At 68.8% G+C, this 25,281-nt stretch carries 29 protein-coding genes and 1 riboswitch; of the genes, 16 read left to right on the forward strand and 13 right to left on the reverse strand.

The window, feature by feature from the left end; all coding sequences use genetic code 11:
• The first annotated feature begins 22 nt into the window (after positions 1–22).
• The 3 genes from AB0N89_RS16345 to AB0N89_RS16355 all read left to right on the forward strand — a co-directional run bounded on the left by AB0N89_RS16345 (position 23) and on the right by AB0N89_RS16355 (position 3,636).
• Positions 23–865 carry a crotonase/enoyl-CoA hydratase family protein gene (locus tag AB0N89_RS16345; RefSeq protein ID WP_364205092.1) on the forward strand — a complete coding sequence of 281 codons (843 nt, stop codon included), beginning with the start codon at positions 23–25 and terminating at the stop codon, positions 863–865.
• Between the two features lie 37 nt (positions 866–902).
• Positions 903–2,606: an AMP-binding protein gene (locus AB0N89_RS16350; protein WP_364205094.1), complete on the forward strand. Its 1,704-nt coding sequence runs from the start codon at positions 903–905 to the stop codon at positions 2,604–2,606.
• Positions 2,607–2,877: 271 nt separating this feature from the next.
• Positions 2,878–3,636 (forward strand): D-Ala-D-Ala carboxypeptidase family metallohydrolase, encoded by a 759-nt coding sequence (locus AB0N89_RS16355; protein WP_364205096.1) that lies wholly within the window; start codon positions 2,878–2,880, stop codon positions 3,634–3,636.
• Between the two features lie 5 nt (positions 3,637–3,641).
• Here AB0N89_RS16355 and AB0N89_RS16360 read toward each other — a convergent pair whose 3' ends face one another.
• From AB0N89_RS16360 to AB0N89_RS16375, 4 genes are read right to left on the reverse strand one after another with little or no spacing between them, the layout of a single operon-like run.
• Positions 3,642–4,274: an NUDIX domain-containing protein gene (locus AB0N89_RS16360; RefSeq protein WP_364205097.1), complete on the reverse strand. Its 633-nt coding sequence runs from the start codon at positions 4,272–4,274 to the stop codon at positions 3,642–3,644.
• Entirely contained in the window at positions 4,271–5,464 is a 1,194-nt protein-coding gene (locus AB0N89_RS16365; RefSeq protein ID WP_364205099.1) for an adenylosuccinate synthetase, read from the reverse strand. The genes AB0N89_RS16360 and AB0N89_RS16365 overlap by 4 nt, the downstream gene beginning before the upstream one ends.
• The gene (locus tag AB0N89_RS16370) at positions 5,461–6,435 is read right to left on the reverse strand and encodes a hypothetical protein (RefSeq protein WP_093938758.1); all 975 of its coding nucleotides are present in this window, start codon (positions 6,433–6,435) and stop codon (positions 5,461–5,463) included. The genes AB0N89_RS16365 and AB0N89_RS16370 overlap by 4 nt, the downstream gene beginning before the upstream one ends.
• 2 nt (positions 6,436–6,437) lie before the next feature.
• Positions 6,438–7,415, reverse strand: coding sequence for an adenylate cyclase (locus tag AB0N89_RS16375; RefSeq protein ID WP_364205101.1), 978 nt, complete (start codon positions 7,413–7,415; stop codon positions 6,438–6,440).
• Between the two features lie 159 nt (positions 7,416–7,574).
• Between AB0N89_RS16375 and AB0N89_RS16380 the strand changes: the two genes are divergently transcribed.
• A complete protein-coding gene (locus tag AB0N89_RS16380; RefSeq protein WP_364205103.1) occupies positions 7,575–7,967 on the forward strand; it encodes a hypothetical protein in 393 nt (130 codons plus the stop codon).
• Positions 7,968–7,983: 16 nt separating this feature from the next.
• Here AB0N89_RS16380 and AB0N89_RS16385 read toward each other — a convergent pair whose 3' ends face one another.
• Positions 7,984–8,361 carry a hypothetical protein gene (locus tag AB0N89_RS16385; protein WP_364205105.1) on the reverse strand — a complete coding sequence of 126 codons (378 nt, stop codon included), beginning with the start codon at positions 8,359–8,361 and terminating at the stop codon, positions 7,984–7,986.
• Positions 8,362–8,384: 23 nt separating this feature from the next.
• A complete protein-coding gene (locus AB0N89_RS16390; RefSeq protein ID WP_364205107.1) occupies positions 8,385–8,750 on the reverse strand; it encodes a hypothetical protein in 366 nt (121 codons plus the stop codon).
• Here AB0N89_RS16390 and AB0N89_RS16395 point away from each other — a divergent pair.
• From AB0N89_RS16395 to AB0N89_RS16425, 7 genes are all read left to right on the forward strand, one after another.
• Entirely contained in the window at positions 8,749–8,964 is a 216-nt protein-coding gene (locus tag AB0N89_RS16395; RefSeq protein ID WP_364205109.1) for a hypothetical protein, read from the forward strand. The genes AB0N89_RS16390 and AB0N89_RS16395 overlap by 2 nt on opposite strands.
• 238 nt (positions 8,965–9,202) lie before the next feature.
• Positions 9,203–9,436, forward strand: a complete 234-nt coding sequence (locus tag AB0N89_RS16400) for a hypothetical protein (protein ID WP_364205110.1) — start codon at positions 9,203–9,205, stop codon at positions 9,434–9,436.
• Between the two features lie 37 nt (positions 9,437–9,473).
• Entirely contained in the window at positions 9,474–10,109 is a 636-nt protein-coding gene (locus tag AB0N89_RS16405; protein ID WP_364205111.1) for a CDP-alcohol phosphatidyltransferase family protein, read from the forward strand.
• A gap of 63 nt (positions 10,110–10,172) precedes the next feature.
• Positions 10,173–10,556, forward strand: coding sequence for a glycine cleavage system protein GcvH (gcvH, locus tag AB0N89_RS16410; RefSeq protein ID WP_364205113.1), 384 nt, complete (start codon positions 10,173–10,175; stop codon positions 10,554–10,556).
• A 125-nt stretch (positions 10,557–10,681) separates the two neighbouring features.
• Positions 10,682–11,149, forward strand: a complete 468-nt coding sequence (gene garA / locus AB0N89_RS16415; protein ID WP_005150023.1) for a glycogen accumulation regulator GarA — start codon at positions 10,682–10,684, stop codon at positions 11,147–11,149.
• Entirely contained in the window at positions 11,146–11,907 is a 762-nt protein-coding gene (locus AB0N89_RS16420) for a MerR family transcriptional regulator (RefSeq protein ID WP_364205115.1), read from the forward strand. The genes garA and AB0N89_RS16420 overlap by 4 nt, the downstream gene beginning before the upstream one ends.
• 219 nt (positions 11,908–12,126) lie before the next feature.
• Entirely contained in the window at positions 12,127–12,600 is a 474-nt protein-coding gene (locus AB0N89_RS16425; protein ID WP_005150031.1) for a bifunctional nuclease family protein, read from the forward strand.
• 298 nt (positions 12,601–12,898) lie between these two features.
• Here the strand turns inward: AB0N89_RS16425 and AB0N89_RS16430 are convergent, their stop codons facing one another.
• Positions 12,899–13,543 (reverse strand): TetR/AcrR family transcriptional regulator, encoded by a 645-nt coding sequence (locus AB0N89_RS16430; RefSeq protein ID WP_364205117.1) that lies wholly within the window; start codon positions 13,541–13,543, stop codon positions 12,899–12,901.
• Positions 13,544–13,811: 268 nt separating this feature from the next.
• Here AB0N89_RS16430 and AB0N89_RS16435 point away from each other — a divergent pair, with 268 nt between their 5' ends.
• Both AB0N89_RS16435 and gcvP read left to right on the forward strand, forming a co-directional pair.
• Positions 13,812–14,393 (forward strand): MerR family transcriptional regulator, encoded by a 582-nt coding sequence (locus tag AB0N89_RS16435; RefSeq protein WP_005150040.1) that lies wholly within the window; start codon positions 13,812–13,814, stop codon positions 14,391–14,393.
• A 46-nt stretch (positions 14,394–14,439) separates the two neighbouring features.
• Positions 14,440–14,536, forward strand: a riboswitch (glycine riboswitch).
• A gap of 171 nt (positions 14,537–14,707) precedes the next feature.
• On the forward strand, positions 14,708–17,587 hold the full coding sequence (gene gcvP / locus AB0N89_RS16440) for an aminomethyl-transferring glycine dehydrogenase (protein WP_364205119.1): 2,880 nt from the start codon (positions 14,708–14,710) through the stop codon (positions 17,585–17,587).
• A gap of 3 nt (positions 17,588–17,590) precedes the next feature.
• On the opposite strand, the gene AB0N89_RS16445 is transcribed toward gcvP, so the two are convergent.
• Positions 17,591–17,953, reverse strand: coding sequence for a nuclear transport factor 2 family protein (locus AB0N89_RS16445; protein ID WP_364205121.1), 363 nt, complete (start codon positions 17,951–17,953; stop codon positions 17,591–17,593).
• Positions 17,954–18,064: 111 nt separating this feature from the next.
• Here AB0N89_RS16445 and AB0N89_RS16450 point away from each other — a divergent pair, with 111 nt between their 5' ends.
• Positions 18,065–18,862 (forward strand): helix-turn-helix transcriptional regulator, encoded by a 798-nt coding sequence (locus AB0N89_RS16450; RefSeq protein WP_364205123.1) that lies wholly within the window; start codon positions 18,065–18,067, stop codon positions 18,860–18,862.
• A gap of 69 nt (positions 18,863–18,931) precedes the next feature.
• The gene (locus tag AB0N89_RS16455; protein WP_364205125.1) at positions 18,932–19,759 is read left to right on the forward strand and encodes an aldo/keto reductase; all 828 of its coding nucleotides are present in this window, start codon (positions 18,932–18,934) and stop codon (positions 19,757–19,759) included.
• Positions 19,760–19,845: 86 nt separating this feature from the next.
• On the opposite strand, the gene AB0N89_RS16460 is transcribed toward AB0N89_RS16455, so the two are convergent.
• The 5 genes from AB0N89_RS16460 to AB0N89_RS16480 form a co-directional block, all read right to left on the reverse strand.
• Entirely contained in the window at positions 19,846–20,517 is a 672-nt protein-coding gene (locus tag AB0N89_RS16460; RefSeq protein ID WP_364205195.1) for a hypothetical protein, read from the reverse strand.
• Between the two features lie 108 nt (positions 20,518–20,625).
• Positions 20,626–21,537, reverse strand: a complete 912-nt coding sequence (locus tag AB0N89_RS16465; protein WP_364205127.1) for a 3-methyladenine DNA glycosylase — start codon at positions 21,535–21,537, stop codon at positions 20,626–20,628.
• On the reverse strand, positions 21,534–22,577 hold the full coding sequence (locus tag AB0N89_RS16470) for a hemolysin family protein (RefSeq protein WP_364205129.1): 1,044 nt from the start codon (positions 22,575–22,577) through the stop codon (positions 21,534–21,536). Before AB0N89_RS16470 ends, AB0N89_RS16465 begins: the two co-directional genes overlap by 4 nt.
• A complete protein-coding gene (locus tag AB0N89_RS16475; RefSeq protein ID WP_364205131.1) occupies positions 22,574–23,920 on the reverse strand; it encodes a hemolysin family protein in 1,347 nt (448 codons plus the stop codon). Before AB0N89_RS16475 ends, AB0N89_RS16470 begins: the two co-directional genes overlap by 4 nt.
• Before the next feature lie 163 nt (positions 23,921–24,083).
• Positions 24,084–24,680, reverse strand: coding sequence for a helix-turn-helix domain-containing protein (locus AB0N89_RS16480; RefSeq protein WP_364205133.1), 597 nt, complete (start codon positions 24,678–24,680; stop codon positions 24,084–24,086).
• 202 nt (positions 24,681–24,882) lie between these two features.
• Between AB0N89_RS16480 and AB0N89_RS16485 the strand changes: the two genes are divergently transcribed.
• Positions 24,883–25,281 carry a hypothetical protein gene (locus tag AB0N89_RS16485; protein WP_364205135.1) on the forward strand — a complete coding sequence of 133 codons (399 nt, stop codon included), beginning with the start codon at positions 24,883–24,885 and terminating at the stop codon, positions 25,279–25,281.

The following is a 25,281-nucleotide window of genomic DNA, read 5'->3' on the forward strand; positions in this document are numbered from 1 at the left end:
TCACATGAGTCAAGATGACCTCATGACCGCTACAGCTGACAGTCTTCCCGATCTCGTTTCGCTCAAGGTGGAGATCGACGGGCACGTCGCCGAAGTGACGCTGCTCGGCCCGTCCAAGGGCAACGCGATGGGCCCCGATTTCTGGCGTGAGCTGCCGATCGTCTTCCGCGCTCTCGACGCGGACCCGCAGGTCAGGGCGGTCGTGCTGACCGGGAGCGGCAAGCACTTCTCCTACGGGCTGGATCTGCCCGCGATGATGCCCGGCTGGGGCGAAATGCTCGGCGGCGACGCGCTCGCGGGCCCGCGGACGAAGTTCCTGGACGAGGTCAAGACCCTTCAGGCGAGTGTGTCCTCGATCGCCGAATGCCGCAAACCGGTCATCGCGGCCATTTCCGGCTGGTGCATCGGCGGTGGTGTCGACGTGATCGCGGCCGCGGACATCCGCGTCGCGAGCGCGGACGCGAAGTTCAGCGTGCGCGAGGTCAAGGTCGCGATCGTGGCCGACCTCGGCAGCCTGCAGCGGCTCGCGCCGATCATCGGCGAAGGACACCTGCGGGAGCTGGCCTACACCGGCAAGGACATCGACGCCGCCCGCGCGGAGAAGATCGGCCTGGTCAACGACGTCTACGCGGACCAGGACACGGTGCTCGCCGAGGCGCGCAAGATGGCGGCGGAGATCGCCACCAACCCGCCGCTGGTCGTCCACGGCACCAAGAACGTCCTTTCGGCCAACACCGAACGCCAGGTCGCGGAAGGCCTGCGCTACGTCTCGGCCTGGAACGCTGCGTTCCTCCCCAGCAAGGATCTCGGCGAGGCCGTGCAGGCGTTCCTCGAACGGCGCGCGCCCGAGTTCAAGGGAGAGTAGAAAGAACCGGCGGCCAATCAGGACCAGGAGGACGATCGTGAGCGCTTCGGAGGCATACCGCACGTTCCGCGAGGCACGGGACTATCTGCAGGCCCATCGCGAGGACTACGAGACCGCCTATCGCGACTTCACCTGGCCCCGGCCCGCCGAGTTCAACTGGGCGCTGGACTGGTTCGACGTCATCGCCGCCGATCCGGCCAACCAGGAGCGGTACGCGCTGTGGATCGTCGAAGAGGACGGCATCGAGAACCGCTGGACCTACCCGGAGATGGCGCGCCGGTCCAATCAGGTCGCGAACTGGCTGCGCTCGCTCGGCGTCTCCCGGGGCGACCGGCTGATCCTGATGCTGGGCAACCAGGGCGAGCTGTGGCAGACCATCCTCGCCGCGATCAAACTGGGCGCGGTCATCATCCCGGCCTCGACCCTGCTCGGCCCGGCGGACCTCGCCGACCGGGTCGAGCGGGGCGCGGCGAAACACGTCGTGATCCGCTCCGCCGACGCGCACAAGTTCGAGAACGTCGAGGGTGACTACACCCGGATCGTCGTCGGTGAACAGGTCGAGGGCTGGCGGTCCTTCGTGGACGCCTACGAGGAGGCGGAGGACTTCACGCCCGACGGCCCGACGGCGGCGGACGACCCGCTCCTGCTGTACTTCACCTCGGGCACGACCGCGAAGCCGAAACTGGTGCAGCACACGCAGGTCTCGTACCCGGTCGGCCATCTGTCCACAATGTACTGGATCGGCCTCGAACCGGGCGACGTCCACCTCAACATCTCCTCGCCGGGCTGGGCGAAACACGCGTGGAGCAACGTTTTCGCGCCGTGGAACGCCGAGGCGACGGTGTTCCTCTACAACTACGCGCGCTTCGACGCGGTCGCCCTGATGGCTCAGATGGAACGGTGCGGCATCACCAGTTTCTGCGCCCCGCCGACGGTGTGGCGGATGCTGATCCAAGCGGACCTGACCGTGCTGAAGACCCCGCCGGTCAAGGTGGTGGGCGCGGGCGAACCGCTCAACCCCGAAGTGATCGACCGGATCGAAAAGGCCTGGGGCGTCACGATTCGCGACGGTTTCGGGCAGACCGAGAGCAGCGTCCAGATCGCCAACACCCCAGGGCAGGACGTCGTGCCGGGGTCGATGGGCCGTCCGCTGCCCGGGTTCGCCGTCGCGCTCGTGGACCCCGTCACCGGAGAGCGCGCGCAGGAGGGCGAGATCTGCCTCGACCTCGAGAAGCGGCCGGTCGGGCTGATGACCGGCTACGCGGACGACGACGAGCGCTCCGCCGCCGCCTTCGCGAACGGCTTCTACCACACCGGGGACGTCGGCTCGATCGACGAACGCGGCTACATAACCTACGTGGGCCGCACGGACGACGTCTTCAAGGCGTCCGACTACCGGATCTCGCCGTTCGAGCTGGAAAGCGTCCTGCTGGAACACGACGCCGTCGCCGAAGCGGCCGTGGTCCCCGCGCCCGACCCGATCCGGCTCGCCGTGCCGAAGGCGTACGTAGTCCTCGCGAACGGGCACGAGCCCACGGCCGACACCGCCGTGTCCATCCTGGCCTTCGCCCGGGAGCATTTGGCCCCGTACAAACGGATCCGGCGGCTGGAGTTCACGGAGCTGCCGAAGACGATCTCCGGCAAGATCCGCCGCGTCGAGCTGCGAGGACGCGAGAACGACGCGGCCGAGCGGCCGGCGGGGGAGTTCCGCGAGGAGGACTTCCCGCAGCTGAAGGGCTGACACCCGGCCCGCCGCACTCGTGTGATCAGACGGACGACACGCGTGCCTTGACGGACGACACGTGTGATTGGACGGACATCTCGCGTGTCGTCCATCTGATCACACGACATGTCCATCTGATCACGCGTGATCGCCGCACCGGAGCGGGTGTGTGGGTCGAACGACCCACAGCGCGCCAGCAGGAACCGCGTTAGCATCCCGTGCAGTGAATCGTTGACAACCCGTGGGGGTCACGGGTCTCACCTTCCCTGCCTTGAAAGGTGTTCCTGTCATGCGCATTCGTATCCTCCTGCCGATGCTCGCCCTCGTGGCCGGGCTCGGTACCGCGGTGGCCACCCCGGCCGCCGCCGATCCAGGCCCGGTGACGGCGGGCGACGTGTCCGCCGCCGACGCCTGCTACAGCTGGGGACGCACGTTGTCCGAGGGCGCGTCCGGTGAGGACGTCCGGCAGTTGCAGATCCGGGTCGCCGGTTATCCCGGTTACGGTGGCGTCCTCGCCATCGACGGCCAGTTCGGCGCGGGCACCAAGGCCGCGGTCACCCGCTTCCAGCAGGCCTACGGGCTGGGCGCGGACGGCATCGCCGGATCGGCCACGTTCACGAAGATCTACGCGTTGCAGGACGACGACTGCTCGCCGGTCAACTTCACCTTCGCCGAACTGAACCGGTGCAACTCCGACTGGTCGGGCGGCAACGTCTCAGGCGCGACGGCGAAGGCCAACGCGCTGGTGTCGATGTGGAAGCTGCAGGCGATGCGGCACGCCATGGGTGACCGGCCGATCACCGTCAACGGCGGCTTCCGTAGCGTCTCCTGCAACAACGCGGTCGGCGGCGCGACCAACAGCCGTCACCTCTACGGCGACGCGGTGGACCTCGGAGCGGGCTCGCAGGGCTTCTGCGGGCTGGCGAAGCAGGCCCGCAACCACGGGTTCAGTGAGATCCTCGGGCCGGGCTACCCCGGTCACAGCGATCACACGCACGTCGCCCACCGGTCCAGCCGGTTCTGGTCGGCTTCGGCCTGCGGGATCTGACCTCGTTACTCCCAGCGCCACAACGACGGCGGCCGTCCTCCTTTGGGGAGGGCGGCCGCGTGTTCCGTCGTACGCCGCAACCCGGGGACCCGCTCCATGGTCCGGCCCAGATTGGCCGGATACGGGCGGTCCCCGGTCAGCGCCTCGGTCGCGTCCAACGCCTGCGCGGTGGTGAAGATCGGACCCAGCAGCCCGGCGCTGAAGGGGACGTCCCGCCACAGTTTGTCCGCCAGCAGCGGACGGCAGTCCGCCACGATCCGGTCGTGGTCGAACGCCAGCGGGGGCACCTCGTCCAACGGCGCCCACACGACGTTCCCCGGATCGTCGAGCGCCGGGGAAGTGGTGGCCCACAAGGCGACCGACAGCGTCGGACCCCGGGGATCACGGTTCGGCTCGTCGAAGGTGGCGAGCTGTCCCGTCGCCGAAAGCGCGTCGGGCGGCAGCCCCAGTTTGGTGACCGCCGCCCGGCCCGCGGCGTCCCGCAGCCGTTCCCCGACCCCGAGCAGTACCCCGGGCAGGGCGAGTTCGCCCGCGAACGGCTCGGCGGCTCGCGGCGCGATTCCCAGCAGCACTGTGCGGGTGCTGGGGGCGAACCGCACCACGAGCACGTCCACGGACACCGGCGTCGACTCGATCACGCGTAGATTGTCGACCTTGCCTCCGCGACCCGGTAACCCGCCCTGTCCGGGCCGTACCCGGCGACGGCCACCGGCAGCCGCGCGCCGAACCACGCCAGTGGATCCGGCAGCTCGACGGCGGGGGAGCCCTCACCGGGCACGACCCGCAGGCCGGTCGCGTCGAGGTGGGTCACCGCGAGCGCGTCCACGCCGTCGCAGGCCGCGAGCGCGTAGTCCAGCAGCGCCGCGTCGAGGTGGCCCGCCCGCCACGCGCCCTGGAACTCGCCGGTTTCGTTGTGGACCTCAGGAAACCGGGCCAGCACGGCGGCGGACTCACTGGGAAGCGGCCCCGCGCCGTGCCGGGTGAGGTACGTCCGCGTGACCCCCAGTACGGCATGCGGACGCCCACCCAGCAGTGCGCGGGCGTTGTGCGGGGTGGTGGTGGACCAGGTCGTATGCGGATGGAACCCGTGGTGCTGGTCGAGGAGAACCCCCTGCGCTCCCTCGAAAACCAGCCGTCCGGCGTCCGCGAGCCGACCTGTTTCTTCCCCGTCGGTGATCCGCACCGCGCCCGCGAAGTCGCGGTACAGCGCCACCAGTTCGTCCACGCTGTGCGACGGTGTGGCGAGCGGCGCGTAGAACCGCGCGAGCGCGTCCAGTTTGCGCCGCAGCACCGACGGCCGAGCGCAGTCCGCGACCGTGGGCGCTTCCCCCGGCGTCCCGATCACCTCCTGGTTCTCCACCACCTCACCCGGCACGGCCCCGGCCAGCAGCGAGTACCAAACGGTCTCGCCGATGCCTTTCCCGCACGAGCCGTGCCGATCCACGCCACGAGCCTCCTCCCTGGCCCGGTTGGCGTGGATGTGGAACGGCGTCGTGAGCAGCGCCCGGCCGTCCACACTCAGCAGCGAAAGCGGATCCCGGACGCCGCCGGTTTCGAGCAGCCGGGCTTCCGCCGCCAGCGCGAACGGCTCGACCAGCACGAACCGCGACAGGTGGGTGGGCACGCCGGCGAACGTGCCCGCCCCGAACTGGCTGAAGGTGTGGTGGCGCCCGTCCACGACGACGTTGTGCGCGGCCTGCGCGCCCCCGTTGAAGCGGACGACGGCGGTGGTGGGCCGGGCGGCGCAGAGGGCGTCGACGACGGCGCCCTTGCCCTCGTCGCCGAAACCGAGCCCGACCACCACCACGTGCCCGTCCAGGAGGCTCACCGCAGCACCACGTCGCTCGGACCACCTGGCTCGGGGACCGCCGAGGTGACGACCGATTTGGTGCCCAGTTTCGCCAGCGCCTTGCCGACGGCCTTGCTCTCGGCGACCGAGCCGACGTCCGCGAGATCGGCGAGCGCCCTGTCGACGTCGACGACCCGTTCCTCCAGCCCGATCGTGGCCGCGATCAGCTCGCACACGGCGCCGGGGTCGTCGAGTTTGAGGAAGTTTTGGCCGAGCAGGCCACTCCAGTGCTCGCCGATCTGCGGGTCGTTGTAGTACGAGGACTGGTTCGGCAGGACGAAGTAGACGTGCCACTTGCGGGCCAGTTCCCGGTACACGGAGGCGGGGTCGATGTCTTCTCGCACGTCGTCGCCGATCACCCGGCGGATGTGGCGGGCCTCCAGTGCCGGCTTGTTCAGCTCGTCACCGATGAGGAACAGGTAACCCTTGCGGCCGCGGTTCTGCCAGGCGTCCGTGACCACGTGCCGCGCCATGAAATAGGCGGCCAGTTCGTAGGACTCGCTCTTCTGCCCGCCGCCACCGCCTTCGAGGAACATCGTGCGCAGCTGCTCGTCCATCCGGTTGTCCGATTCGAATTGCCCGACCTGCAACGGGACCCGGTCGCTGTCGGCGTCGCCGATCGCGCCGAACAGCACTTGCGGGTCGGCCAGGTAGCCGCGGCGTTTCAGCAGCCCGTGCAGTTTGCCGAGTTTCCCCTGCATGATCCGCGGTACCCGGCGCATCGAGCCGGTGACGTCGAACAGCACCGCGATCGGCGTCGAATCGCTGTGGTCGGCCGAATCCCGGCATTCCCGGACGGCGTTCTTCGGGTCGAGCGCGGGCGCGGCCTTCCAGTCCTTGGCGGGTTTGGCGCGAAGATCGGCGCTGTAGCCGAAATCGTCCTCGCCCTTGGCCGCGCGGAAGGTCTTCGCGGCTGCGTAGGCGTTGTCGTCCCAGTGTCCGTGTCCCATGGTCAGGCTCCTGTCTCGGGGATGGTGAACGGGCGGAAGGTGCGGGGGCCGTACAGCTCGCCGAGCAGGTCGTCGTACTCGTCGAGGAGGTCGACGGCGTCGGGTCGCTGTGCCGGGTCGTCCTGTGTGCACCACGTGGCGAACTCGCGTTGGCGGGTTTCCGCGGGCGCCAGCAGGGAAAGCATCAGGCGGTGGAGCATGTGGACGTCGGTGGCCGCGGTCATCGGCAATCCTTTGTGGACTTCCGGCGGATACTCGGCGGAGTTGTCCGCCGCCAGCGGAAGCGCCCCGGCCTCGACGGCGAACGACCAGCCGGCCAGGACGATCCCGTGCTGTCCGGGGTGGACGAGCACGTTGTCCGCGGTGAGATGGCCGTGAACGAGACCCGCGCGATGCGCGCCCGCCACGGCACGCAGCAGGCGACGGTGCATCCAGGCGTAATCGCGGCCGTCGAGCCCGTCCGGGAACGCCTCGCCGATGGCGGCGAGGGTGACGAACCCGTCGACGAGCGGATCGAGGACGCTGAACGCCCGGTCGCCCCGCGCCACCGGGCCGGACGTGTCGAGCAGCCGCGGGTAGTACGGCCGCAGCCAGCGGTGCCGTTCGGTGAAGCCGTCGAGCGTGCGCAACGCCGCCCACTCGGCGTGGATCAGCGGGTTGAGTGCCGGGTCCCGGACGAGTTTGACCAGATGCGGCCCGGTGGTCCGGTACGTCGTCGCGACACTGCCCACCGCGTGCGGAGCGGTCAGGGTGTAGCTCGACGTCGCCGTGGTGACGGTCTGGCGCCGGGCTCGTTTCCAGTCGTCGTAGCGGCGGTTGAGGGTCGCGGCCGCCTCGTGCGCCCGCGCGTCGCCGGGGTTGCGGTCGGGGTGGAGCGCGGCCGCGAGTTCGCGGTAGCGCCGGTGGGCGAGTTCGGGATCGGAGTCGAACAGAACCGCCGCGTCTTCGATCGTCTTCACGGCGTCGTCCCTGGTGAGCATAGTTTGAGTCTAGACGACTTTTACCTGGGATGGCAAGCGCGGGGTGGGCGCCGGTACAAATCCCATGCCGTTCCGCCGCTTCGGGAAATAGCCTGAAAAGATCGAACGGAGAGGAGATCCGTGCCGGGAAAACCGCGGTTTCCCAGGGTGCTTTTGGCGGTGCCTGCCGGGATCTCGTTCGTCGTCCTGTTGGTGGCCCTCGGGGGATTCCTCGGTGACCGCGTGGACAGACTGAACACCGGTGAGAACGTCACGGTCACCGGAATCTCGGGATGCGTCGGGGAGACGGCGCCGATGAGTGGCCAGATTCCTTACTGTGCGGGGAGCTGGCGGTTCGACGACGGGCGCGCCGGCCGCGGGAGGATCGAGGGCGAGAAGGCCGCGGTGGGTGACAGGGTCTTCGCCGGCGATGGCTTCGCCTACCGGTCGAAGTCCATGGTGATCTCGAGCCTGTCGGTGAGCGTGGCGATCGGCCTGGCGCTGCTGGGCATGCTGATCGGCCTTGGTGTCCTGTATCGGAAGGACCGGACCCGGCGGCGTCGCGAGAAGTGACGCCGCCGAGCAAGGCTCAGGAGCGAGTGGCTTCGATCTGCCGTTCGTCCTCGGTCGAGCAGCTCGTCACCGGATCGTTCGGCCCGCTTCCGCACGTCCAGGCGCCGATCACCACCGGACCGGGGCCCTGCGGCGACGCGACCTCGTCGGGCGTCAGTTTGGTGAAGTAGTCCTTGAGTACCTGGCCGGCTTCGGCGCAGTCGGTCTTCCCGCGCGTCACGACCTTGTTCTTCGCGCCTTGAAGCCCCGCGACCTCGCCGCAGGGCGTCCCGGCGGGAAGCTGTGCGACGGCGGGGGAGGACGGCGGCGGAGCGGCCGCGGGGGCGGGATCGGCGCCGCAACCGCTCAGCAGGACGACGGCGAACGCGGCGGGAACGATGGCGAGGCTCTTCATGGGCCCTTCTTCTCGAGGATGGTTCATTCGACGGGGACTACGGCGGCGAACACGTTCTGATCGCCCTTGCTGCAACTGGTGCCGCCTTGCGCGGCGGGGGCGCCGGAAACGCACAGCCAGCCGTCGACGGTCTCGCTGACCGGTTCGTCCGAGCCCGCGGACTGGCGTCCGGCGATCCTCTTGTGGAACGAGCCGACGATCCCGGTCGCGTCCGCGCAGGAGACCCCGGGCCCGTTGAGCACCTGCAGGGTCAGGCCACTCGCCGCGGTGACGGTGCCGCACGAGCCCTGTACCGGTTCAGCGGGTTTCGGCTGAGTCGTGGGTTTCGGGGCAGTGGAAGGACTCGGCGCGGTCTGCGACGGAATCGGGGGCAGCGACGTGACGGGCATGGCCGACGAGGGCGTGGGAGGCAAGGCCGTCATCGAGGTGACGGGCGGTGGCGGATCTTCGCCCGAACAGGCGGCGAGCGTTGCGACGATCGCGCAGACCGCGAACAGGCGCCGGCGCGTTCCCGTGGTCGTCGAGACGGGCAAGGCGATCCTTTCGTCGGCCGGTCGTGACCGGCCCATTCTGACCCGGCCGGGCCCGTTGTCGTGGCATTGAGCCACGTTCGATTCGCGGGAGGTTATCGCGCCTGCCGCGCGGCGATACGCGAGGACCGCCCAATCACTGTCCATTGTGGACGATTAACATGCCGTTCACAGGAAGACAACACCCCGTCGCCGCGGAAATCCGATCGGACGAATCCGGCGCCGGACCGTTAACACGCGGCCCCGTTCTGCCGAAAACAAAGGTAGCGCTCCGGCGTGTCCCAGTCCCCGTCACCGAAACCGTGAGAGCGATGAAGACCGACGAACAGACCGATCCCGCGTCACCCGAGGCCACCGCACCGGCGAACACGGAGCTGCCACCGACGGCACCGTGCACCGTCGTCTGGTGTGGCGGCCGCCCGTACGTCCTCGAAAGCTCGGCCGGCCACACGCGCTGGATGGGCACCGACCACCGAGGCAGGCCCGTGGCGCTGACCAGCGCGGACCTGCAACGCCGCGGCTGGACCCACACGCGGGCCAGCTGACGCGGGAGGACCTGCCGCCGCTGGATAGGCTGAGCGGGTGAGTACGCCCCCCGAACCGAGCGTGACCAGCGAAGAGCCTTCTCTGCTGCGGCAGGCCCTGAACGTTCCCAACATGCTTTCGATCCTCCGGCTCGCCGGGGTGCCGGTCTTCCTGTGGCTGCTGCTCGGCCCGAAGGAGGACGGCTGGGCGCTCGCGCTGCTCGTGTTCAGCGCCCTCACCGACTGGCTCGACGGCAAACTCGCGCGCTGGCTCAATCAGATGTCGCGGCTCGGTCAGCTGCTCGACCCGGCCGCCGACCGGCTGTACATCCTCGCGACGCTCATCGCCTTCCTGATCCGCGACATCATCCCGTGGTGGCTGGTGGTCCCGCTGGTCGTCCGGGAGGCCGTGCTGGGCGTCTGCGTGCTGTTGCTCCGGCGCCGCGGGTTCGCCCCGCCCGAGGTCACCTACATCGGCAAGGGCGCCACCTTCGTGCTGATGTACGCCTTCCCCTTCCTTCTGCTCACCCAGGGCGGCTCCGACATCGCCGCCATCGCCCGGCCGATCGGGTACGCCTTCACGGCCTGGGGCGCGGTCCTGTACGTCTACTCGGGCGTTCTCTACGTCATCCAGACGACGCGGGCACTGCGAACGGCCGATCCGGCGGGCTCGCGGGAGGCGCCGGGCGCGTGACCCGGCGGGATGCGAAACTGCGCGCGACGGTTTCGAGTGAGGGCATCAGAAAGGGGAGCGGCGTTGTCCACTCCAGAAGAACTGCGGTACACCGAGGAACACGAGTGGGTCTCCGTGCGCGACGGAGGGCTCGTGCGCGTGGGTATCACGGAGTACGCCCAGGACCAGCTCGGTGACGTGGTGTTCGTCGAACTGCCCGAGGTCGGCAAGCAGCTCGGCTCCGGCGACACGTTCGGCGAGGTCGAGTCGACCAAGAGCGTCTCAGAGCTGTTCGCCCCGCTCGACGGCGAGGTGGTCGCGGTCAACGACGCGGTGACCGATTCGCCCGAGCTGATCAACAGCGACCCCTACGGCGAGGGCTGGCTGATCGAACTCCGTCTCGACGACGCGAGCTCGGTGGAATCCCTGCTCGAAGCCGAGGCCTACCAGGCGCTGATCAAGGAATAGCCGCAGGCAGCGGCCCTTCGGGAAGAGTAGGGGGAGCCGCGGGCCGGAGTTTCGATCAGGCACGGTACGTTTGACCTCCACACGTTCTTGAGTAGTGGCAACACACATGCGTTAGGAGAGCTCAGGTGAGCACGAACGACGGGCCCGGCGTTCCCCCGGAGCAGTCTCCGGAGCGGACTTCTGTCTTCCGGGCCGACTTCCTGGCCGACGTCGAAGGCACTGAGGCTCCTCCGGCTGCCGAGGCCCCCGTCCAGGGTGTGGACGCGCTGCCCGCGGGTTCCGCGCTGCTGGTCGTCAAGCGGGGACCGAACGCCGGTTCGCGCTTCCTGCTGGACCGCGACACCACCAGCGCGGGACGGCACCCGGACAGCGACATCTTCCTCGACGACGTCACGGTTTCCCGGCGGCACGCCGAGTTCCGCCGTGAGGGCGGCGAGTTCGTCGTCATCGACGTCGGCAGCCTGAACGGCACCTACGTCAACCGGGAGCCGGTCGACCAGGCCGTCCTCGCCGGTGGCGACGAGGTGCAGATCGGCAAGTTCCGCCTGGTCTTCCTGACCGGCCCGGGTCACGGGGGCCAGGGGGCGCGGTGACGGCGGCCGGGCGGCCTGATCGGGATGCGTCGCAGCGCGATGGGTTGAGCATCGGGGCCGTGCTGGCACAGCTGCGCGGCGAGTTCCCCGATGTCACCATCTCCAAGATCCGGTTCCTCGAGGCGGAGGGTCTGGTCCAGCCGGGCCGGACCCCGTCGGGATACCGGCAGTTCGCCCCGGCGGACGTGGAGCGGTTGCGGTTCGTCCTGTCCGCCCAGCGGGATCACTACCTCCCGTTGAAGGTCATCAAGGAACAGCTGGACGCGGCCGATCAGGGTGCCGCGCCCTCGGCGGCGCTGCCCAAGCCGCCGCGGAAACTCGTGTCGCTCGAAGCCCCCGGGGAAAACGGCGGACTGCCGTCCCCCGGGGACTTCGAGACCGATCGCGAGATCAGGCTGACCGAGGAAGATCTGCTCCGCCAGGCCGGCATCGACGCCGCCACCTTGGCTGAGCTGCGGCAATACGGTCTCGTCCGGCCGGGAGCGGCGGGGTTCTTCGACCCCGACGCCGTCCTCGTGGCGAAGACCGTGAAAGCGATGACCGAATTCGGTATAGAGCCGAGACATCTGCGTGCCTTCCGGGCCGCCGCCGACCGCGAGGTCGGCCTGGTGGAGCAGATCGTGACCCCGGTGTATCGGCATCGTGACGAGGACGCCCGGGCAAGGGGCGACGAGGTCGTCCGAGAGCTCGCGGCACTGACCGTGGCGTTACATACGCTCTTGGTGAAGGCCGGAATACGGGCTGTCACGGGCGGTTGAACGGCTTCAGGAGCCGCGAACCCGTCGTGAGGCCACTTGTCAATGACTGAATGTTCGGCATCCAATGCCGTACCGTGGAGTTGGGTTTGCCACGGGCGAACCGAGAATGTCGGAGACAGCGAGCACAGCGCGCGGAAGACGGGTAGCGTCGGGACTGCCGTCGCTTGGTCGTCGAGACAAGCGTTGCAGCCCGTGCGCACGAGAGGGAGGCGAAGCCCGATGAGCGAGATGCGCGTCGTCGGCGTGCGGGTGGAGCTGCCCGCGAATCAGCCGATCTTGTTGCTACGGGAAACCGAAGGCGAGCGTTACCTGCCGATCTGGATCGGCTCGGTCGAGGCCACCGCCATCGCGTTGGAGCAGCAGGGAGTCCGCCCGGCCCGTCCACTCACCCATGACCTGCTCAAAGAGGTCATCGGAGCGTTGGGGCGCGAGCTGGAGCAGGTCGTCATCACGGATTTGAAGGAAGGCACGTTCTTCGCGGAACTGGTCTTCGACGGGGACATCCGGGTCTCCGCGCGGCCGAGCGACTCGGTGGCGCTGGCCCTGCGGGTGGGGGTGCCGATCCACGCCGTCGACGCGGTGCTGGAGGAGGCGGGCCTCATCATCCCCGACGAGCAGGAGGACGAGGTCGAGAAGTTCCGCGAGTTCCTCGACTCGGTCTCGCCGGAGGACTTCCGCGGCGCGGACACCTGATCACATCCCGGGAACTTGAAAGAAGGGGCGGCGCCAGTGGCACCGCCCCTTCTTCCTGTGCGCGGTTGGTCCTCTGAATGCGGGTTAGAGCCAACCGTCTTTCGGATACCTGCAGCCCGGTTTCTTGTGACCGGAGGGACGACACATGTGTCCAGGTGGACGACTCGCGGCGGACCCGGGCTGCGGGCGTGTCGTCCGTCTGATCACGCGAGTTCGCCGCTCAATCACGCGAGTCACGCCTTAAGGCCCGGCGATCAGGCTGGACACTCACGACCGTCCCCTCGCCCCGGCCCGCGTCTCAGGCCGCGGTCGCCTTGACGAACAGGTCCGCGAGTTCCCGGCCGTAGCGCTCCAGGTCCAGCTTCGGGTCCGCCGCGAACTTCGCGGCGACACCGTCGACGGCCTGCGCGATCGACAGCGCCATCACGTCCGCCGCGAAGTCGCCGAAAGCGCCTTCTCCCTGGCCCTGCTTCAGCTGGCGTTCGAGCCGCCCGGTCCGGAACTCCTCGACCATCGGCGCCGACATGAACCAGCCCTCGGCGTCGGAGCCGCTCGAAGCCATCTCGACCATGACCCGCACCAGTTCGGGGTACGAGCCGAGGAACGCGATCTCCGACTCGATATAGCCGCGCAGGAGCCCGGCCCGGTCGGTCGTGCCCTGGATGCGGTCCTCCAGGAACTTGTCCTTCATGCCGGTCGCGGTGGTGACCACGGCCTGCATCAGGCCGGCCTTGTTGGTGAAGTGGTAGGAGATGATCCGGGTGCTGGACAGCCCGGCCTTCTCCTTGATCTTCGCGAACGACGTCTTGTGGTAGCCGAGCTCGGAGATCGTGGCGATCGTGGCGCTGACGATCTGGGCCTGCCGCGCGGCCTCCGTGACCGACAGTCCCAGCTCCGCCTGAACCTCTTGGATGGCACTTTGGGTCGAGGGAGTTACTTGCATGAGTAAAAATTAACACGACTGAGTAAAATTGCCAAGCGTGCGGCCGAACGGGGGACTGTGGGCACGCAAGCCTCAAGAAGAGCTTGAGGCCGACCGCGCGTCGCGTTGACCGCTTTGCCGGACGCGCTTACCGTCAATGAAGGTGAATCGCCAAGGTGTGATTCGGATGTCTGGGGCATTCGTCTTGACGGTTCACTCCGGTGCGGACTCACGTGGGTCCGCGCGGCTTTGTTCGCCGGCCGCCAGGTCGGGCGAGGGGAGGCATGGCGTGGTCGAGGCTGGTAGCCCTCAAGAGCCGCTCGTTCCGGTCGCTGACGGCGAGCAGGGCGAGCTGTTCCCCGACTCTTCCCTCCCGGACGAACTCGTCGGCTACCGCGGTCCCGCCGCCTGCCAGATCGCCGGGATCACGTACCGGCAGCTCGACTACTGGGCCCGCACGAAGCTGGTCGCGCCGAGTATCCGGACGGCGCACGGTTCCGGTTCGCAGCGGCTCTACTCGTTCAAGGACATCCTCGTCCTGAAGGTCGTCAAGCGCCTGCTGGACACCGGTGTCTCGCTGCAGAACATCCGTGTCGCCGTGGACCACCTGCGCCTGCGCGGCGTCCGCGACCTCGCCAAGGTCACCCTGTTCTCCGACGGCACCACCGTCTACGAATGCACCTCGCCCGAAGAGATCGTCGATTTACTCCAGGGCGGGCAGGGCGTTTTCGGGATCGCGGTCAGCGGGGCGATGCAGGAGATCAGCGGCACCATCCACGAGTTCCCCGCCGAGCGGGCCGACGGCGGCGTGATCGAAACCGTCACGCCGGACGAGCTCACTCAGCGCCGTAACGCACGTCGCACCGGCTGATCATGAAGCCGCGCGCGCGGCAGGGTAGGCTCACTTCCGCGGTCGACGAATCCGCGCGGGAGAGACCGAGCCGATAACAGCTCGGCGCCGAAGGAGCAAGTCCTCCCCGGAACCTCTCAGGCACCCTGGACCGCGCGGACGAGACGCCTCTGGAAAGTGAGTCGCCAGGTCACCACCTGGCGGCCCCGCCGACGGTGCAAGCCCGAATCAACCCACGGGCGAAACTCTCAGGCGCCCCCGCGGGGGTACGGACAGAGTGGGGAGGGCCAGGACAATCCGTCCCGGCCCCACCCCCGCGTCTTGGGAGGTCCCCGATGGAGCCTGTTTCACTGGCCGCTCTCGAATCCGGAACCCCCTTCGCGGACCGGCACATCGGTCCCGGCGCCGAAGACCTCGCGCGCATCCTCGACGTCGTCGGCGTCGCCTCCCTCGGCGAACTCGCCGAGCGGGCCGTTCCCGCGTCGCTGCGGGAGTCCGCGATCCCGCCGGAGCTGCCGCCGCCCGCCACCGAGACCGGCGCGCTCGCCGAACTCCGTGCCCTGGCCGCGCGCAACCGGCCGATGGTCCAGATGATCGGCCTCGGTTACCACGACACCGTGACCCCGCCGGTGATCCGCCGCAACGTGCTGGAGAGCCCGGCCTGGTACACCGCGTACACGCCGTATCAGCCCGAGATCTCGCAGGGCCGCCTCGAAGCGCTGCTCAACTTCCAGACCATGGTCGCCGATCTGACCGGTCTCCCGATCGCCAACGCGTCGATGCTGGACGAGGCGACCGCGGCGGCGGAGGCGATGACGCTGGTCCGCCGCGCCGGCAAGGCGAAATCGAACCGGTTCGTCGTCGACGAGGACACCCTGCCCCAGACGATCGAGGTCCTGCGCACCCGCGCCGAACCGCTCGGCATCGAGCTCGTGACCGCGGACCTGTCCCAGGGCATCACCGGACTCGGCCTCGGCGGCGACTTCTTCGGAGTGCTGCTGTCGTATCCGGGGGCGTCGGGCGCCGTCCGCGAATGGGACCACACCATCGCCGAGGCCAAGGCGCTGGGCGCGGCCGTGGTGATGGCCGCGGATCCGCTCGCGCTGACCCTGCTCCGGCCGCCGGGCGAGCTCGGCGCCGACGTCGCGATCGGATCGACGCAGCGGTTCGGTGTCCCGATGGGCTTCGGTGGCCCGCACGCGGCGTACCTCGCCGTCCGGCAGGGGTTCGAACGCCAGCTGCCGGGGCGTCTGGTCGGGGTGTCGAAGGACGCGGACGGCGCGCCCGCGTACCGGCTCGCGCTCCAGACCCGTGAGCAGCACATCCGCCGTGAGAAGGCGACGAGCAACATCTGCACCGCGCAGGTGCTTCTGGCGGTCATCGCGTCGATGTACGCGGTGTACCACGGCCCCGAAGGACTGCGCGCCATCGCGAACCGCGCGCACCGGATGGCGACCGTGCTCGCGGCGGGACTCGCCGAAAGCGGTGTCGACGTCGTGCACTGCGAATTCTTCGACACCGTCCTGGTTTCCGTCCCCGGCCGCGCGGCGGGGATCGTCGGCACGGCCAGGGAACTCGGGGTCAACCTGCGGCTCGCGGACGCGGACCACGTCGCCGTCGCCTGCGACGAGACCACGACGCGTGAGCATCTTTCTCTGGTGTGGAAGGCGTTCGGGGTCGCGGTGTCCGATGTGGACTCCCTCGACGCGGACACCGCCGACGGCTTCCCGCCGGACCTGCGCCGCACGAGCGACTACCTGACCCATCCCGTCTTTCACGCGCACCGCTCCGAGACGGCGCTGCTGCGGTATCTGAGGGCGTTGTCCGACAAGGACGTCGCGCTCGACCGGAGCATGATCCCGCTCGGCTCCTGCACGATGAAACTCAACGCCACGGCGGAAATGGAGCCGATCACCTGGCCCGAGTTCGCCGCCCTGCATCCGTTCGCGCCCGCCGAAGACGCGGCCGGGCTGCTCGCGATCGTGCGGGACCTGGAACAGTGGCTGGCCGGTATCACCGGCTATGCCGCCGTTTCCCTGCAACCGAACGCCGGGAGCCAGGGCGAGTTCGCGGGGCTGCTGGCGATCCGGGCCTACCATCGCGAACGCGGGAACGCGGCGCGCGACGTCTGCCTGATCCCGTCCAGCGCGCACGGGACGAACGCGGCCAGCGCGGTGATGGCGGGGATGCGGGTGGTCGTCGTGCGATGCGACGACGAGGGCAACATCGACCTCGGCCATCTCAAGTCCACTGTGGACGAGCACGCGGACGACCTGGCCGCGATCATGATCACCTATCCGTCGACGCACGGCGTCTACGAGGACACCGTCCGCGAGGTCTGCGCGCTGGTGCACGACGCGGGCGGCCAGGTGTACGTCGACGGGGCGAACCTCAACGCCCTGATCGGGGTCGCGCAGTACGGCAGGTTCGGCGCCGACGTCTCGCATCTCAACCTGCACAAGACTTTCTGCATCCCGCACGGCGGAGGCGGGCCGGGTATCGGGCCGATCGGCGTCCGCGCGCATCTGGCGCCGTACCTGCCGAACCACCCGCTGCAACCGGATGCCGGACCGGCCACCGGAGTGGGCCCGATCAGCGCCGCGCCGTGGGGGAGCGCGTCGATCCTGCCGATCTCCTGGGCCTACGTCCGGATGATGGGGGCGGAAGGCCTCAGGCGCGCGACGCTGACGGCCGTCGCGAACGCCAACTACGTCGCCAAGCGCCTCGCGGAGCACTACCCGGTGCTGTATTCCGGGCACGACGGCCTGGTCGCGCACGAATGCATCCTCGACCTCCGCCCGCTCACGAAGCGGACCGGCGTCACCGTCGACGACGTCGCCAAACGGCTGGCCGACTACGGCCTCCACGCGCCGACGATGTCCTTCCCGGTCGCGGGAACCCTCATGGTCGAGCCCACCGAGAGCGAGGATCTCGGCGAACTCGACCGGTTCTGCGACGCGATGATCGCGATCCGCGGCGAGATCGAGAAGGTCGCCGCGGGGGAGTGGCCGGTGGACGCGAGCCCGCTGCGGAACGCGCCGCACACCGCGCGCTGTCTCGCCGGCGAGTGGGATCGCCCGTACAGCAGGGAGATCGCGGTCTTCCCGGCCGGCTTCGGGGCGGCGAAGATCTGGCCTCCGGTGCGGCGGATCGACGGGGCCGCGGGGGATCGCAACCTCGTCTGCGCCTGCCCGCCGCCGGAGGCCTTCGCCTGATGGTCAGCCGGGCATCTTGTCGAGAAAGCCCAGCACCTGCTTGATCCGCCCGTCCTCGACGGTGATGACGTCGAAGCCGATCGCCAGTGGCTCCTCCGCGCCCACCGGGGTGAGATACCACTGGAAACGCGCGATGTCGTGGTGCGCGTCAGGGGCCGCGGGGAGGCTGAACTTCAGTCCCCCGAACTGGGCCTGCGCTCCGGCGACCATGCCGTCGACGCCGTCGTGGCCGGTGACGGCGTTGAGCGGGTCGGTGTAAGCGGCGTCCTCGGTGAACACTTCGGCGATGAGAGCGCGGCGCTTGTCGGCGTCGATCTCGTTCCACACGGCGATGTACTGCTCGGCGACGCGCTGGATGTCCGACATGGTGTCCTCTTTCGTTGGTGGGTAACCGATGAGGTAACTCTGTCGGCCGGAGGCGGTGCCCGTCGATTACGCGTGAGGTAATGGCGGACCGGCGGGGTGGTGCGTAGGTTCGTGATCGTGACGACCACAGTGACCGCGAGCCGACCTGTCGGCGAACTCCTGCGGGAATGGCGCGATCGCCGCCGGATCAGCCAGCTCGATCTCGCCCTCTCCGCGGAGATCTCCACCCGGCATCTGAGCTTCGTGGAGACCGGGCGGTCCAAGCCCAGCCGCGACATGGTGCTGCGGCTCGGCGAACACCTGGAGGTGCCCTTGCGGGAACGCAATCAGCTGCTCCTGGCGGCGGGTTACGCGCCCGCGTACGCCGAGAGCGGCCTCGGCGCCCCCGAGATGGCGGCGGTCCGCAAGGCCGTCCGCCAGCTGCTGACCAGCCACGAGCCGTACCCGGCCGCCGTCGTCGACCGCTGGTGGAATCTGGTCGACGCCAACGAGAGCGTCTTGATCATGACCGACCTGGTCTCGCCCGCCCTCATGACGCCGCCGGTCAACGTCCTGAAGCTGACGCTGCATCCCGAGGGGATGGCGCCGCATGTGCTGAACCTGGGGGAGTGGCGCGCCCATCTGATCGGCAGGCTGCGGCGCCAGGTGGCCCAGACGGCCGATCCGGTGCTGACCGAGCTGCTGGAGGAACTGCTCACCTACCCGTGCGCGGATCCCGTCCCCGAGGTGGAGGTCCCCGGACCGGGCGACATCTTCGTCCCGTTGCGGCTGCGGCACGAGGGTGTCGATCTCACGTTCTTCAGCACGGTCTCCACCTTCGGGACACCGCTGGACATCACGGTCGCCGAGCTGGTGATCGAGTCGTTCTTCCCCGCCGACACGGCCACGGCGGAGTACTTGCGCACGTAGGCCGGGCGCGGGATGGGATGATGCCGGTCAAGAAGCCCTGCCACAGACCCCAGTGAGGATTCCGCTTCCATGGCCGTGCCTTCCGTCGTCCTGAACAACGGTGTAGCCATCCCCCAACTCGGTCTCGGTGTCTGGCAGGTGCCCGCGGGCGACACGGCCAAGGTCGTCCGGACCGCCGTCGAGGCCGGGTACCGCAGCATCGACACCGCCGCGTCGTACCGGAACGAAGCCGGTGTCGGCGAAGCGATCCGCTCGGCGGGAGTGCCCCGCGAAGAACTGTTCATCACCACGAAACTGCCGAACCCGGCGCACGGCTACGACGAGGCACTCCGGGCGTTCGACGCGAGCCTCGCCGAGCTCGGTCTCGACCGCGTCGACCTGTATCTGGTCCACTGGCCGATGCCGACGCGCGGGAAGTACGTCGAAACCTGGCGGGCGCTGGAAAAGCTCTACGCGGACGGCCGCGTGCGAGCCATCGGGGTGTCGAACTTCCACGTCCCGCATCTGCGGCGGCTGTTCGACGAAACCGGGATCGTGCCCGCGGTCAACCAGGTCGAGCTGCATCCGCGGCTTCAGCAGAAGGCGCTGCGGGAGTTCCACGCCGAGCACGGCATCGTCACCGAGGCGTGGAGCCCGCTGGCCCAGGGCTCTCTGCTTTCGGACGCGACGCTGACCTCGCTCGCGGCCAAGTACGGCAAGAGCCCGGCGCAGCTGGTGCTGCGCTGGCATCTGCAGCTCGGCACGGTGGCCATCCCGAAATCCGTGACACCGTCGCGGATCCGCGAGAACCTCGACGTCTTCGACTTCGAACTGGCCGACGACGATCTCGCGGCCCTCGCCGAGTTCGACGACGGCACTCGCACCGGCCCGGACCCGGACACCTTCGACCTGATCTAGCGCCCGACAAGCGGCAAGTCTGTGAAGGCCTCCTTGAGGGACTCAGAGTCCCTCAAGGAGGCCTTCACAGACTTGCGTGGGAAAACTCAGGTGGCCTTGATCCCCGCGGCGGCGAAGTCGGCCTGCTGGGCCGGCTGCTGCAGGAACTGGCGGAACGTCTGCGAGGCGCGCATCTGGACCTCGTCGATGGTCTTGCCGGCGAGCCCGACGAGCGGGTAGTCGGCCGAACGGGCCGTCGCGACCGACTGGGCGGGCGAACCGATCAGTTCGGGCTTCGCGGTGTTCAGCTCGGTCACCCAGTACGACGACTCGGGGATCCAAGCGGCGGGGAGACCGCCGATGGCGTCCAGGTTCGTCCGGCCGACGAGACCGTCGAGCACGGCCCCGGAGGACAGCGCGTCGACCTGGATGACCACGCAGTGATCGCGGACCACGGTCGCGGCGTTGTTCCACCGCTCGGCCGCGGCTCGGACCGGCTTCTCGATGCTGGGGGTGACGACCACCCGCATCGGGGTGTCGCCCGCGACGCAGGCCTTGGCCTGGGCCTCGGCGCGGGTGCTCAGCTCCCCGTCCGCCCAGTTCCAGCCGAACACGCCGATCGCGATCAGCGCCACCAGGACCACAGCGGCGATGGGCCACTTGGCGACCTTGCGCCGCGGTGCCTTCTTCCCGACGATCCGGTGCGAACCGGTCGCCTCACCGCGGCCCTGAGGCCGCTTCGGCGGGTCGAGGGGATGCGGCACCGGCTCCTCGGCCACGCTGTGTCGCCCCATCGTTGTCCTTTCGAAACGTGCGCGCTCGCGCTGCGTATGCAATCAAACCGTTATCACTCTAACAGGGGAGAGTGTTACGGGGAATGCGACGACTCACAGTTGTTTTCCGCGTGTCGCGGGCACCTTCATTAACCCGGCCAGAAGCCGTTGGCAATGCGCTATCAGGTGCTCACGCAGCGGCGCGGCCCGGCGGGCGAAACCCGCCTGCGCGCGGGCGTACTCGGCCCGGCCGTCCGGGGTCTCGATCCGCACGGGCGAGTACCCGAACGACGCGAGGTCGTACGGACTGGCCCGCATGTCGAGCTCACGGATGTCCGCCGCCAGCTCGAAGCAGTCCCCGACCAGCTCGGCGGGCACGAACGGGTCGAGCTTGTACGCCCACTTGAAGAGGTCCATGTTGGCGTGGAGGCAGCCCGGCTGCTCGAACTCGACCTGGTTCTCCCGCTCCGGCCGCAGCGTGTTGAGCGGCCGGGCGGGCTCGGTGAAGAACCGGAAAGCGTCGAAATGCCCGCACCGGATCTCCAGCGACTCGACGACGCCGTCCGTTCCGGCCGAACCCAGCCGGAGCGGAAGTTGTGAGTGACGCACCTCATTCGCCGATTCCCGGTAAACCATTGCCCATTCGTGGAGCCCGAAACAACTGAGTCTCGGTGCCCGGGACGCGGTCGCGGAAAGCAGCCCGAGGACGAATTCGGCGGTCCGGGCCCGGCCGTCGGTGAAGCCCGCCGGGTCCAGCATGACGCCGTCCGGCGTCTCGGCGTAGCCCTTCCGCTCCAGGAACCGGCGCGCGGACGCGCCTTCGAGCACGACTCCCGGCCCCGGCTGCCAGCGTTCGACATGTCCGGGGCGGTGCGAGTAGTAGGAGAAGAGGAAGTCGAGCACCGGATGCTTCTCGCCCCGCGAGCGGCGGCGCTGGTGCGGTGTCGTCCAGCGCCGCATCCGCGTCACGTGGTCGTCCTCCCGAGCCCGCCACACGGGCTCGGGAAGGACGATCGTGCCGGTCACGACATGACGTGGGTGCCGTCGCGGACAGTACCCACGTATTCCTCGACGAGGTCCTCCAGCGCGACGACGCCGACGGCGGCCCCCGCCGGGCTCAGTGCCCGCGCCAGGTGACTGCCTTCCTTGCGCATCGCCGACAGCGCCTCGTCCAGACGGGCGTCGGCGTGCAGTTCGGTCAGCGTCCGGGTCTTGTCCGAGGGCACCACGGTCGTCGGATCCTCGCCCACGAGGTCGAGGATGTCCTTGACGTGGATGTAGCCGGTCAGCGTCCCGTCGTCGGTGCACACCGGGAAACGGGAGAACCCGGTCGAGGACACCGCGCGCTCGACGTCGCCCAGGGTGGGGGAGCAGGGCAGCGTGGTCAGCTGCGCCGTCGGGACGAGGACGTCGGCGACCGTCTTCTCCACCGACGACAGCGTCTTGCTCAGCCGCTGGTGCTCGGAGTGCTCCAGCAGCCCCTCGCGCCGCGACTCGCTGAGCAGCTCGGCGAGTTCGTCGGAGGTGTAGGCGGTTTCGAGCTCGTCCTTCGGCTCGACCTTGAACAGCCGCAGCAGCGAGTTCGCCACGAAGTTCAGCAGCCAGATGAACGGGTTGGCGACCTTCACCCAGGCCACGTGCACCGGGACCAGCCACAGCGCCAGCCGCTCCGGCTCGGCGATCGCGAGGTTCTTCGGCACCATCTCGCCGATGAGGACGTGCAGGATGGTGATGAACGCCAGCGCGATCGCGAACGAGATCGGGTGCAGCAGGACCTCGGGAATCCCGAACAGCTCGAAGAACCCGGCCAGCCGGTGCGCGACGGCGGGCTCGCCCAGCCGTCCCAGCAGGAGCGAGCAGATGGTGATGCCGAGCTGGGCGCCCGCGAGCATCAGCGAGACGTTCCGGCTCGCGTTGATCACGATCTTGGCGCGGGTCTTTCCCTGTTCCAGCAAGGCTTCGAGCCGGTCGCGCCGCGACGAGATCAGCGCGAACTCGGCGCCGACGAAGAACGCGTTGGCCAGCAACAGGACCACGACGAGGAAGATGTTGAACCAGTCGCTCATCGGGCGGGCTCCTGCTCGGCGGGCGCGGGGCTTTCACTGACCCGGCGTACTTCGACCTCGGCGATGCGCAGCCGGTCCATCTTGGTCACCGTGAGCCGCCAGCCGTCGAGATCCGTGGCGTCGCCGGGGGAGGGGATCCGGCCGAGGCGTTCGAGGATCAGCCCGGCGATGGTCTCGTAGTCGCCGTCGGGCATCCGGAACCCGGTCTCGTCGGTGACCTCGTCCGCGCGCAGCTGCCCGGACACGAGCCAGTTGTCGGCGCCGACCTGCTGGGAGGAGGGCTCTTCCCGCTCGTCGTGCTCGTCACGGACGTCGCCGATGATCTCCTCGACGACGTCCTCCAGGGTCACCAGCCCCGCCGTGCCGCCGTACTCGTCGACGACGATCGCGAGCTGGAACCGGGAATCACGCAGCCGGTTGAGCAGCGAGTCGCCCGGCAGGGATTCGGGCACCGTCGGGATCGGCCGCATGACCGAGCCGATCCGCACCGTGGCGCGCTGCGCGACCGGGACGGTGAACGCCTGTTTGATGTGGACCGCGCCCTGCACGTCGTCGAGATCCTCGGTGTAGACCGGGAAACGCGAGAAGCCGGTGCGGCGCGAGATCTCGATGAGGTCGTAGATCGTCTCGTCCACGGTCAGGGATTCGAGCTGGACGCGCGGCGTCATCAGCTCCTCGGCCGTCCGCTCGCCGAAGCGCAGCGACTTGTCCAGCAGTTCGGCCGTCGAGGTGTCGAGCGTTCCGCTTTCGGCGCTGGAGCGCACGATCGAGCCGAGCTCCTGCGGTGAACGGGCCGACCGCAGTTCCTCCTGCGGTTCGACGCCGAACTTGCGGACCAGGAAGTTGGCGCTGTTGTTCATCAGGGTGATGAGCCAGCGGAACAGCGACGAGAACCGCGAGTGGTACCCCGCGACGGCGCGGGCGGTCTGCAGCGGCCGGGCGATCGCGAGGTTCTTCGGCATCATCTCGCCGAGGATCATCGACAGCGACGTCGCCAGGATCAGCGCGACCGCCAGCGACACGCCGTCCGCGACGCCTTCGGAGAACCCGATGGCGGTGAACAGCGGGTGCAGCAGGTCGCCGATCACCGGTTCCGCGAGATAACCGGTGATCAGGGTGGTGATGGTGATCGCCACCTGCGCGCCGGAGAGCTGGAACGAGAGGGTGCGGTGCGCCTTCTGCACGGTGTGCGCGCGCCGGTCGCCGACCTGGCGGACGTTCGCGTCGACCGTGCTGCGCTCGAGCGCGGTGAGGGAGAACTCAGCGGCGACGGCGAGGCCGGTGCCGATGGTCAGCAGAAGGAACAGCAGGATGCCGAGAACGGCCAGCAGGATTTCCATCATTTCCTGCCGGCGGGGACGGGGTCGGCAAGAAGGTCAGCGGAACAGCCGGGTGTGCCACCCGGCTCGATACTGTCACCAGGTGACTGCGCGTCGCGCACGAAAAGAGTCACTCCTCGATCGGAATCAACAGACACCGCCGCTGTACTGCGGCGATAGGACAATCCTAACGTGTTCCCCCGGTCGCGTGGGCACGGTGCCGCCGCACGCTCTCCTCGACCAGGTCGAGGACGGGACCGAGATCGTCCCCGGGCTGGCCCATCGCGAGGTGGGAGACGAGTCCTTCGAGGACCAGTTCGAGGTACGCGGTCAGGACGTCGACGTCGACGTCGTCGCGCAGGATCCCCGCGTCGCGCTGACGCAGCAGGCGGCGGCGGGTCGCGGCGGTCAGCTGGTGGGATCGCTCGGCCCAGCGGGCGCGGAACTCGGGGTCGGTGCGCAGCCGCCGGGAGACCTCCAGCCGCGTGCCGAGCCAGTCGGCGGGGTGCTCGCTGCGGTTCGACAGCAGCTCACGCATCACCTGGACGAGGCCCTGTTCGGCGACGATGTCCGCCATCCGGACCGCGTCGTCCTCGGCCAGGGCCAGGAAGAGAGACTCCTTGTCCCGGAAGTGGTGGAAGATCGCGCCGCGGGAAAGGCCGGTCGCTTCCTCCAGGCGCCGGACGGTGGCACCCTCGTAGCCGTAGCGTGCGAAGCACACGCGGGAGCCGTCGAGGATCTGGCGCCGGCGTGCGTCGAGGTGATCCTGGCTGACCCGTGGCATCCTGGAATCCTGTCACCGGGAACCCGGTTATTGCAATCCGTACGTACGTACTGTGACCAGTTCGCGTGCTGGTTGCTCCGTCCGGGAACCGGGCGGACTCGAAACACGTCCGATCTCTCGGCCGGATCGGCTGACACGCCGTCGGCCGCTTGGCTACTCTTTGTCCATCACGGTGAGTGAGTGCTGAGGGGAAGGTACGGGCGTGAACATCATCGACAACGCCGCGAGCGCGATCAAGGCCGTCTGGGGTGACCTCACCACGCCGAAGGAGCCGACCGTTTACGGCGGTGGGGGCGGCGGTGGCGGTGGGTTCGAGATGAGCCCTGAGGAGCTGAAGACGGTCATCGGGCTCTGGGAAGACGAGCTGAAGAAAGTCGTCGACGACGGTGACAAGATCCGCCGGATCTCGGAGGACCTGATGCCGCCGGGACAGGACGAAGCCAGCGCGAGCTATGTCGATTCCGGCATCAGCTCCGTGATCTCGCTGCAAAAACAGAACGATTCGATGAAGGCCTACATCGAGGGCTACATCGCGAAGCTCGAAGTCGCCCGTTCGAAGACCATGGCGACAGACCAGGCCAACACCATGCGTACTACCTGA

The organism is Amycolatopsis sp. NPDC089917, from assembly GCF_040684635.1.
Taxonomy (GTDB): Bacteria; Actinomycetota; Actinomycetes; order Mycobacteriales; family Pseudonocardiaceae; genus Amycolatopsis.